The 9,077-nt window shown below is 64.8% G+C and carries 11 protein-coding genes; 7 read left to right on the top strand and 4 right to left on the bottom strand.

What is annotated here, in order from left to right; genetic code table 11:
* From QZY06_RS13740 to rpoH, 6 genes are all read left to right on the top strand, one after another.
* Positions 1 to 348: thiamine phosphate synthase (locus QZY06_RS13740; protein WP_295685449.1), on the top strand; the 348-nt coding region annotated here is incomplete at its 5' end.
* A gap of 28 nt (positions 349 to 376) precedes the next feature.
* Positions 377 to 1,690: a glutamate-1-semialdehyde 2,1-aminomutase gene (hemL, locus tag QZY06_RS13735; protein ID WP_295685446.1), complete on the top strand. Its 1,314-nt coding sequence runs from the start codon at positions 377 to 379 to the stop codon at positions 1,688 to 1,690.
* Positions 1,687 to 2,634 (top strand): signal recognition particle-docking protein FtsY, encoded by a 948-nt coding sequence (gene ftsY, locus QZY06_RS13730; RefSeq protein WP_295685444.1) that lies wholly within the window; start codon positions 1,687 to 1,689, stop codon positions 2,632 to 2,634. Before hemL ends, ftsY begins: the two co-directional genes overlap by 4 nt.
* An 11-nt stretch (positions 2,635 to 2,645) precedes the next feature.
* Positions 2,646 to 3,353 (top strand): cell division ATP-binding protein FtsE, encoded by a 708-nt coding sequence (ftsE, locus tag QZY06_RS13725; protein WP_367275644.1) that lies wholly within the window; start codon positions 2,646 to 2,648, stop codon positions 3,351 to 3,353.
* The gene (gene ftsX, locus QZY06_RS13720; protein WP_295685436.1) at positions 3,350 to 4,300 is read left to right on the top strand and encodes a permease-like cell division protein FtsX; all 951 of its coding nucleotides are present in this window, start codon (positions 3,350 to 3,352) and stop codon (positions 4,298 to 4,300) included. Before ftsE ends, ftsX begins: the two co-directional genes overlap by 4 nt.
* Positions 4,301 to 4,423: 123 nt before the next feature.
* Positions 4,424 to 5,305 carry an RNA polymerase sigma factor RpoH gene (rpoH, locus tag QZY06_RS13715; protein ID WP_367275643.1) on the top strand — a complete coding sequence of 294 codons (882 nt, stop codon included), beginning with the start codon at positions 4,424 to 4,426 and terminating at the stop codon, positions 5,303 to 5,305.
* Positions 5,306 to 5,369: 64 nt separating this feature from the next.
* On the opposite strand, the gene cyoE is transcribed toward rpoH, so the two are convergent.
* From cyoE to QZY06_RS13695, 4 genes are all read right to left on the bottom strand, one after another.
* The gene (gene cyoE / locus QZY06_RS13710; RefSeq protein WP_295685430.1) at positions 5,370 to 6,299 is read right to left on the bottom strand and encodes a heme o synthase; all 930 of its coding nucleotides are present in this window, start codon (positions 6,297 to 6,299) and stop codon (positions 5,370 to 5,372) included.
* Between the two features lie 19 nt (positions 6,300 to 6,318).
* Positions 6,319 to 7,338 carry a heme A synthase gene (locus QZY06_RS13705; protein WP_295685426.1) on the bottom strand — a complete coding sequence of 340 codons (1,020 nt, stop codon included), beginning with the start codon at positions 7,336 to 7,338 and terminating at the stop codon, positions 6,319 to 6,321.
* A gap of 74 nt (positions 7,339 to 7,412) precedes the next feature.
* Entirely contained in the window at positions 7,413 to 8,030 is a 618-nt protein-coding gene (locus QZY06_RS13700) for a hypothetical protein (RefSeq protein ID WP_295685423.1), read from the bottom strand.
* Positions 8,027 to 8,755, bottom strand: coding sequence for an SURF1 family protein (locus tag QZY06_RS13695; protein ID WP_295685420.1), 729 nt, complete (start codon positions 8,753 to 8,755; stop codon positions 8,027 to 8,029). Before QZY06_RS13695 ends, QZY06_RS13700 begins: the two co-directional genes overlap by 4 nt.
* A 71-nt stretch (positions 8,756 to 8,826) precedes the next feature.
* On the opposite strand from QZY06_RS13695, the gene QZY06_RS13690 reads away from it, so the two are divergent.
* Positions 8,827 to 9,036, top strand: coding sequence for a twin transmembrane helix small protein (locus QZY06_RS13690; protein WP_295685417.1), 210 nt, complete (start codon positions 8,827 to 8,829; stop codon positions 9,034 to 9,036).
* Positions 9,037 to 9,077 lie beyond the last annotated feature (41 nt).

The following is a 9,077-nucleotide window of genomic DNA, read 5'->3' as shown; positions in this document are numbered from 1 at the left end:
GCCCAGCTCGGTCCGGATGCGCTGATCGGCGCCAGTTGCGGCGACTCGCTGGCACGCGCCGAAGCTGCCATTGCCGCTGGTGCCAGCTATGTCGCCTTCGGCCGCTACTTCGCCTCGAACACCAAGCCCGATGCACCGCCGGCTTCGCTGGCTACATTGACCATGGCCCGCAACCGTTTTGTCGTGCCGCTGTGCGCAATCGGCGGCATTACGCCGGATAATGGCGCGCCGCTGATCGCCGCTGGTGCCGACTGGCTGGCCGCCATCGACGGCCTGTTCGGCGATGGCGAACCGGCCGGCATTGAAGCCCGCGCCCGCGGCTACGGCGCGCTGTTCGTCGCCCCCTGATTCGAAGAACCCTGGAAACCGTCGTCCCATGTCCTTAGCCCCTCTCGAGCCTGAATCCCGATCCGACCAGTTGTTCAGCCGCGCTCAGGCCTCGATACCCGGCGGCGTCAATTCCCCGGTGCGCGCCTTCCGCGCCGTCGGCGGCACGCCGCGGTTCATCGCTTCGGCCGATGGCGCGACGATCACCGACGCCGACGGCAAGACCTATGTCGACTACATCGGCAGCTGGGGCCCGATGATCTTGGGCCATCAGCACCCGACGGTGCGTGACGCGATCATCAGGCAGGCGCAGATCGGCGTGTCCTACGGCGCGCCGACTGAAGCCGAGATCACCATGGCCGAACTGCTCTGCGCCCGCGTGCCGGGGCTCGAGCAGGTCCGCCTGTGTTCGAGCGGCACCGAAGCGACGATGAGCGCACTGCGCCTGGCCCGCGGCTACACCGGCCGCGACATGATTTTGAAGTTCGAGGGCTGCTATCACGGCCATTCGGACTCGCTGCTGGTCAAGGCCGGTTCCGGTGCCCTGACCTTCGGCGTGCCGACCTCACCCGGCGTGCCGGCCGATTTCGCCAAGTACACCTTGACCGCCGATTACAACGATCTCGCCTCCGTTGACGCCCTATTCAAGGCCAATGCCGGCAAGATCGCCTGCGTGATCGTCGAGCCGGTGGCCGGCAACATGAACTGCATCCTGCCGAAGCCGGGCTTTCTGGAAGGTCTGCAGACGCTTTGCAAGGCCGACGGGGCGCTGCTGATCTTCGACGAAGTGATGACCGGCTTCCGCGTCGGCCCGAAGGGCGCGGCCGGCGTCTACGGCATCACGCCGGACATGGTCACCCTGGGCAAGATCATCGGTGGCGGCCTGCCGGTCGGTGCCTTCGGCGGCCGGCGCGACATCATGCAGAAGCTGTCCCCGGCCGGGCCGGTCTACCAGGCCGGCACCTTGTCCGGAAACCCGCTGGCGATGGCCGCTGGCGTAGCACTCTTGACTGCGCTCGATGACGCCGCGATCTACGCGCAGCTGGAAAAGACCACCGCTGCGATCCTCGCCGGCCTGAACCAGGAAGCGAAAGCTGCCGGCATCCCGTTCACGACCGTCCAGATCGGCTCGATGTTCGGCCTGTTCTTCACCGACCAGCCGGCGATCACCAGCTTTGCCGAAGTCACCGCCTGCAATCTCGAGCACTTCAAGCGCTTCTTCCACGCGATGCTTGAGCGCGGCATCTATCTGGCGCCCTCGGCTTACGAGGCAGGTTTCGTGTCGGCCGCCCACGGCCCGCGCGAGGTCGAGCTGACGATTGCCGCGGCGAGGGAAGCCTTTGCGGAGCTGAAAGCGGCATGAGCGATAACGCCGGCTTCGTCGCCAAGCTACGGAAGAAGATCAACAAGGGCGATTCCTGGCTGACCTATGACCTCGGCCGCCTGTTCACCGACGAGAAGCTCAACGACGATGCGATCGAGATCATCGAAGAGCGCCTGCTGATCGCCGACGCCGGCGTCGAGGCCACCACCCAGCTCTGCGACACGCTGCGAAACGAGGTGATGGCCGGCCGGATCAAGACCGAGGCGCAGCTACGCAAGGAGCTGAAGAAGGCGCTGCTTGCCATCATCGGGCCCTGCGCCAAGCCGCTGCTGGTGCCGAGCTACATCAAGCCTTACGTGATTTTCGTCGCCGGCATCAACGGCGCCGGCAAGACCACGACCATCGGCAAGATGGCCGCGAAGATGAAGAAGGAAGGCAAGAGCGTGCTGCTGGCCGCTGGCGATACCTTCCGTGCGGCGGCGGTCGAGCAGCTGACCACCTGGTCCGAGCGCGCCGGCGTGCCGATCCTTTCGCAAGGTGCCGGCGCCGATTCGGCCTCGGTGATCTTCGACGCCGTGCAGGCCGCGAAAGCGCGCGGCATCGACGTGGTGATCGCCGATACCGCCGGCCGCCTGCATACCCAGAGTCATCTGATGGATGAACTGCGCAAGATTCGTCGCGTCGTCCAGAAGCTCGATGCCTATGCGCCGCACGAGGTGATGCTGGTGGTCGACGGCACCGCGGGCGGCAATGCGCTGAACCAGGCCGTGCAGTTTCACGAAGCGATCGGCCTGACCGGTCTGACCATCACCAAGCTCGATGGCACCGCCAAGGGCGGCGTGCTGCTGGCGATCGCCAAGCGGCTGGCGCTGCCGGTGCGCTATGTCGGACTGGGCGAAGCGATCGACGATCTCGAAGTCTTCGACGCCGAGGCCTACGCCGAAGCGCTGGTCGGTGGCGCGGCACTGGGAGAGCCACGGTGAGCAACGACGCGCTGATCCGCTTCACCGGCGTCAGCCATCACTATGGCGACAGCAGCCGGGAAATTCTCAGCAATGCCGATTTCGCGCTGGCGCGTGGCGAAATGGCCTTCCTGACCGGCCCGAGCGGCGCCGGCAAGTCGACGATGCTGAAGCTCATTGCCCGGCTTGCCCGGCCGACACTCGGCGAGATCATCGTCGACGGCCAGCGGCTGTCGGCCCTGCGCCCGCGCGAGGTGCCGGCCTATCGCCGGCAGTTCGGCATGATCTTCCAGAACTTCAATCTGCTGGCTGATCGCACGGTGTTCGACAACGTGGCGATACCGCTGATCATCCGCGGCCATAGTGGCGATGACATTGCCCGACGCGTGCGGGCAGCGCTCGACGCGGTCGGCCTCCGAGGCAAGGAACGCCACTGGCCGCAGACCTTGTCCGGCGGCGAGCAGCAGCGAGTCGGCATCGCCCGCGCGGTGGTCGCAAAGCCGCGGCTGCTGATCGCCGACGAACCGACTGGCAACCTCGATCCCGAGATGGCGCAGGAAGTCATGCAGCTGTTCAATCGCTTCAACGAAGTCGGCGTCAGCGTGCTGGTCGCCACTCATGCCCTGGGCCTGATCTCGCGGCTACCGCATCGCATCCTGCGCCTGGAAAACGGCCTGCTGACCCAGATCAAGGCCAGCGAATTCGATTACACCGACGACGCCGAGGAGCAGAGCGCATGAGCAATGCACGGCGAGTCGGCAATACCCCGAGCGGTTTCTCGCGCTGGCTGCTCGAACACACGCGAGCGATCTCCGCGACCCTGGACCAGCTGAAACGGCGGCCGTTCGGTACCTTGCTGACCGCTTTCGTGATCGGCGTGACCTTGGCGTTGCCGGCCGGCTTGTACTCGGTGCTCGGCAGCCTCGATGCGGCGTCGAGCGGTCTCAAAGGCTCGCTGCGCGCCTCGCTGTTCCTGCGCGACAACCTCGATGACGCGGCTGGCCAAGCGCTGGCTGCGAAGCTGGCGAAACGCCCCGGCGTGGCCGAAGCGCGCTACATCTCCCGCGATCAGGCACTGGCCGAGTTCAAGGCCCATTCCGGCTTCGGCGAAGCGCTGGACATCCTCGACAGCAATCCGTTGCCGGCAGTGATCGTCGTCACCCCGGATAGCAAGGCGCCCAAGGCGCAGGCCTCGGCGATGCTCGACGAGATGACCAAGCTGCCGGAAGTCGAAAGCGCGCGACTGGATCGCGAATGGCTGGAGCGGCTGTACGCGATCCTCGCCATCGTCGAACGCCTGGTATTGCTGATCGCCGGGGCGCTGGCGATCGCCGTGCTGGCGGTGGTCGCCAACACGATCCGGCTCGATATCTCGGCTCGACGCGAGGAAATCGTCGTGCTGAAGGTGATCGGCGCTTCGAATGGCTTCATTCGCCGGCCCTTCCTCTACACCGGCCTGTGGTACGGCCTGACCGGCGCGTTGCTGGCCTGCCTGATGGTGATTGGCGCGCAAGTTGCCTTGTCAGAACCAGCGGCGAATCTGGCGGGCCTTTATGGTGTCGGTGCCGGTTTCGGCGCGCTGGCGGCCGACACGGTATTCGCCGTGTTTGCCACCGGGGCCGCGCTGGGCTGGTTGGCGGCGTTCTGGACCGTCGGCCGTCACCTCGGCGGCATCGAGCCGGATTGAACCTTGGCGACAGCCTGCAGGCCTATGCCCTGAGGCTATCGAACTTCGAATTTTGTGGTGAACTTCTTTTGGTCTTAGCACTCCAATTTCGCGAGTGCTAATATTTTGCGAAACATGGGGACCATGATGACTGCTCTCGCACTATCACCACGGGCTGCTTCGTTTCCGGTGCCGCTGGCCGGCAGCCTAGATACCTACATCCGTTCGGTCAGCCAGATTCCGCTGCTGACGCCGGACGAAGAACAGAAGCTCGCGCACGAACTGCACGACGACGGCAATCTCGCGTCGGCGCAGAAACTGGTGCTGTCGAACCTGCGCTTCGTCGTCCATATCGCCCGTGGCTATCAGGGCTACGGCCTGCCGCTGTCCGATCTGATCCAGGAAGGCAACATCGGCCTGATGAAGGCGGTGAAGCGGTTCGATCCGGGCGTCGGCGTGCGTTTGATCAGCTTCGCCGTGCACTGGATCAAGGCCGAGATCCACGAGTACATCCTGAAGAACTGGCGCATCGTCAAGATCGCCACCACCAAGGCGCAGCGCAAGCTGTTCTTCAACCTGCGCAAGTCCAAGACCCATCTCGGCTGGATGACCCAGTCGGAAGTCGAGGCGGTGGCGAAGGACTTGAAGGTCAAGCCGGAAGAAGTGCTGCAGATGGAATCGCGCCTCGGCGGCGCCGATGTTTCGTTCAGCGCCTCGCCGGACGATGGCGAGGAATCCTCCTTCGTCCCCGAGGATTATCTGGCCGACCGTCACGACGCCTACTCGGCGATCGAGGAAGCCGAATGGCAGGACGCCCGCGAAGCCCGCATGAGCACCGCGATGGCGGCCCTCGACGATCGCTCGCGCGACATCCTGAAGCGCCGCTGGCTGGCCGATGAATCGAAGGCTGGCCTGCAGGAACTCGGCGACGAGTACGGCGTGTCGGCCGAGCGCATCCGCCAGATCGAGGTCGCGGCGATGAAGAAGCTGCGCAAGGCGATCGAGGTGGAGGCAGAACCGGCCTGATCATCGGTTCCGATACGCAAAAAGCCCGGCAATGCCGGGCTTTTTTTGGCTGCCGCCGGACCGCTCAGATCAGGTAATGATCGACCAGCAGCGCCGTGAAGATCCCCATCAGATAGACGATCGAGTAGCCGAAGGTCTTCATGTTCAGGCCCTTGCGCGGCGCGAACTTGATCTGGAAAGCCAGCTGCAGGAAGCGCCCACCGAGCGCGAGCGCGGCGACCAAGTAAAGCCAGCCACTCATGCCGACTGCAAACGGCAGGATGGTCACGGCCATCAACAGGAAGGTGTAGAGCAGCACCTGGGTCGCGGTGTAGTCGACGCCATGAGTGACCGGCAGCATCGGCACGCCGACCTTGGCGTATTCCTCGCGGCGCTCGATCGCCAGCACCCAGAAATGCGGCGGCGTCCAGATGAAGATGATCAGGAACAGGATCAGCGCGTGCGGATCGACGGTGCCGGTGACCGCCGCCCAGCCGAGCACTGGCGGTGCCGCACCGGAAGCGCCGCCGATGACGATGTTCTGCGGCGTCGCACGCTTCAGGAACAACGTGTAGACGCCGGCATAGCCAACCAGGGTCAGCTGGGTCAGCACGGCGGTCAGCGGGTTGACCAGGAACCACAGCACGATGAAGCCGGCAAGGCCCAGAAAGGTCGCGAAGGCGATCGACTCGGTCAGGCTCAAGGTTCCGGTGACCAGCGGCCGGCCGCAGGTGCGCGCCATGCGGGCATCGATTTCGCGATCGATGATTTGATTGACTGCCGCCGCAGAGGCCGCCTGCAACGAAATGCCCAATGTTCCCCAGATCAGCGCCGCGAACGGCGGTAGGCCGGGTACGGCGAGGAACATGCCGACGATCGCGGTGAACACGATCAGCATGACCACGCGCGGCTTGCACAGCTCGTAGTACTCGCGGCCACGCGACACCGGTGCAGCAGCGATCGCATCGACACCCGGCACGGCCTGGGCTTTCAGCGAGGTGGGGGTTCTGCTCATGATCGTTCGGCTTCGGATTTCAGGACTGCCCTGGACGAGGCGGGGCGCCGTGCCAGACCGTGTAGTTCAATGCCAGCACCGCCAGCAACAGCAGCGCCGCACCGGCGTTGTGGGCATCGGCCAGCCATAGCGGCAGCTGTAGATGAATCAGCCCGATACCGATTAGCACCTGCAGCGCCAGCGCGCCCAGCAGCACCAGCGCCAGTTGCCGGTATGGCGCTCGCTTCAGGCTCAGCAGATAGGCGGCGATGCCGATCAGCACCAGGCTCAAGACCAGCGCGCCGTAGCGATGCACGAGATGGATCGTCGCACGCGCGGCGACATCGAGAATGCCGCCTTCGTAATCGATGCCGAGGCCGTGCCACAGCTTGAAGGCCACGCCGAGTTCGCCCTTCGGCGCAAAGCTGCCGTGACAGGCCGGAAAGTCAGGACAGGCCAGTGCGGCGTAGTTGGTGCTGGTCCAGCCGCCGAGAAAGATCTGGCAACAGAGCAGCAGCAGCGCGGCGATCGACAGCGGCTTCAACAGGGCGGCACGCAGCGGCGCAGCCTGCGGTTGATCGGATGGCGCCCGCGTCCCCAGCCACATCCAGAACACCAGCGACAAGGTCGTGAGACCCAGCAGCAGATGGGTGGTGACAATGATCGGCTTGACCTTCCAGGTGACGGTCAGGGCCCCGAACACGATCTGCATCAGCACCACGCCGACGGTCGCTGTCGCCAGGCTGCGCGGCAGACGGCCACTGCGATCACGCCAGGCGAGCACGGCCAATGCGCCGATCAGCAAGCCGACGATGCCGGCGAGATAGCGATGGACCATCTCCTTCCAGGCTTTCGGCGCCTCGACCGGCCGTTCTGGATACGCGGCTTCGGCGGCGGCAACTTCATGGTCGGCATCCGGCACGCCGATGTGGCCATAGCAACCGGGCCAATCCGGGCAGCCCAAACCTGCGTGCGAGAGGCGCACGTAAGCACCGAGCACGATCAGGCAGAAAGTGAGAACCAGGGTCAGCAGGTTCAGGCGATGGAAGGTCTGGAGCATGGGGTGTCGTGTTTCGAGCCGCGCATTTTACTACTGTGATGGTGCGGCGACTTCGCCGCCGACTGGGCCACGAATCATCCGATCGAGGACAACTTCAGCAACTTCTTCAGATCGTCCAGCAAGCCGCGCTGCAGCTTGTCGGCATCGGCCTGATCCTTGTAGACCATCAACCAGTTGCCGTTCGGATCGATCAGATACAGCGCTTGGCGGTCACTCGGTTTGAACACGTCCTCGGCACGCTGACCCGCAGGGCCGACGTCAGCGACGATGTGCAGGATCTTGTGTGTCTCGCTCAGCTGCGCGGCTGCGGCAGTGGCGGCCGCCGCATCGGGCACGATGTAGACGAGTTGCAGACGGTCCTTGTTGATCCCCGCAGCACCGAGGGCAAGCCGCGTCTGGCGACCCAGTACCAGACGATCGCTGCAGGCAGCGTCGCAAGTCTCCGTGCCGAGCTGGACGAGGCTCCAACGGCCGGTCAGCAGTTCCGGCAGGGGCTCGCCGCCGACGTTCCGAAGTTCGAGTTTCGGCAATGGCTGGGTCGGCAGCACCAGTTCGCCGTAGTTGGTGGTCAGCGTCGGCCGCATGCCATTGCTGTACAGCACCCAGGCAGCGATCAGCGGCCCGATGAACAGGGCGCCGAGCAGCACAAGGGTCAGACGGGATCGGCGCAGTTTTGCGGCTTGCGGATTCATGGACGTCGTTTCAGGTTGAGCTTGAGGAAAATCACCAGCAGAGTCGCGGCAAACGCGAACCACTGCGCGGCATAGCCGTAATGGCGTTGTGGCGGGAAGCGACGATCGCCCTGCGACCATTCGCGCAGATAACCGTCCGGCGCATCCGGCGCCAGCAACAGCATGCCGGCGGCCGTGTCGGCACCGTACAGGCAACGCAGATCGTCGGAGGTCGGATATTCGACGATGCGCGGCCAAGGCTGATCGGCACCGGCGCAATTATCGGTCTTCAGCCGCAGCGCCGGTTGCGGCAGCGAACGCCACAGACCGCTGAGCGTCACGGGTCCCGCGGGTACCGGCAACTGCGGCAGCACGCGACGGTCCGGATTCTGCGGCACCCAGCCCCGATTGATCAGCGCGATGCCGCCGGATGCGAGCCGGATCGGCGTCAGCACTTGGTAGCCGGGCGTGCGGTCGTGGACCTGATTGTCGAGCAGAATCTGTCGGGCGCCGTCGTACTCGCCTGACGCTGCGGCCAGTACAGCGTCGGCGCCATCTGGCACTGCACTATCAACGCGCAAAGCTTCCGGAGACTGCGCGCCAGCGCTCAGGTATTGGGCATCGAGCGCTTCCCGCGCCAGGCCGCGATGCCACTGCCAGAGGCCGAGCCGGATGGTCAGCGCACAGCCGAGCACGGTGCCAAGAATCGCCCACCAAGGGGGGCGAAAACTCCAGCGCGAGGTCATGGCTGGCCGGCCCGGTATCGAAGCTGCGCACAGAGCCTTAACATTCCGGCAATCCCTTTCCAGACCTTGCCATGCTCGCCAAGCTGATTATCGCCGTGCTGCTGATCGCCATCGTCGTATCGCTGTTCTCGGCACTGTTCTTCATGCTGAAGGATTCCAGCAAGAGCAAACGCACGTTGCGGGCGCTGTCCATGAGAGTCGGACTGCAGGTGGCCTTAATCGTGTTCTTGCTGGTGGCGACGATGATGGGCTGGATTCATCCCCACGGCATCGGCGGCTGATGGACCTCGTTCCGGCGCCAGCGTTCACGATGTCTGCGCCG

Source organism: uncultured Nevskia sp. (assembly GCF_903885465.1).
GTDB lineage: Bacteria > Pseudomonadota > Gammaproteobacteria > Nevskiales > Nevskiaceae > Nevskia.
The sequence above is the reverse complement of the archived record's forward strand: the minus strand, read 5'-3'. Positions and strand labels throughout refer to the sequence as shown.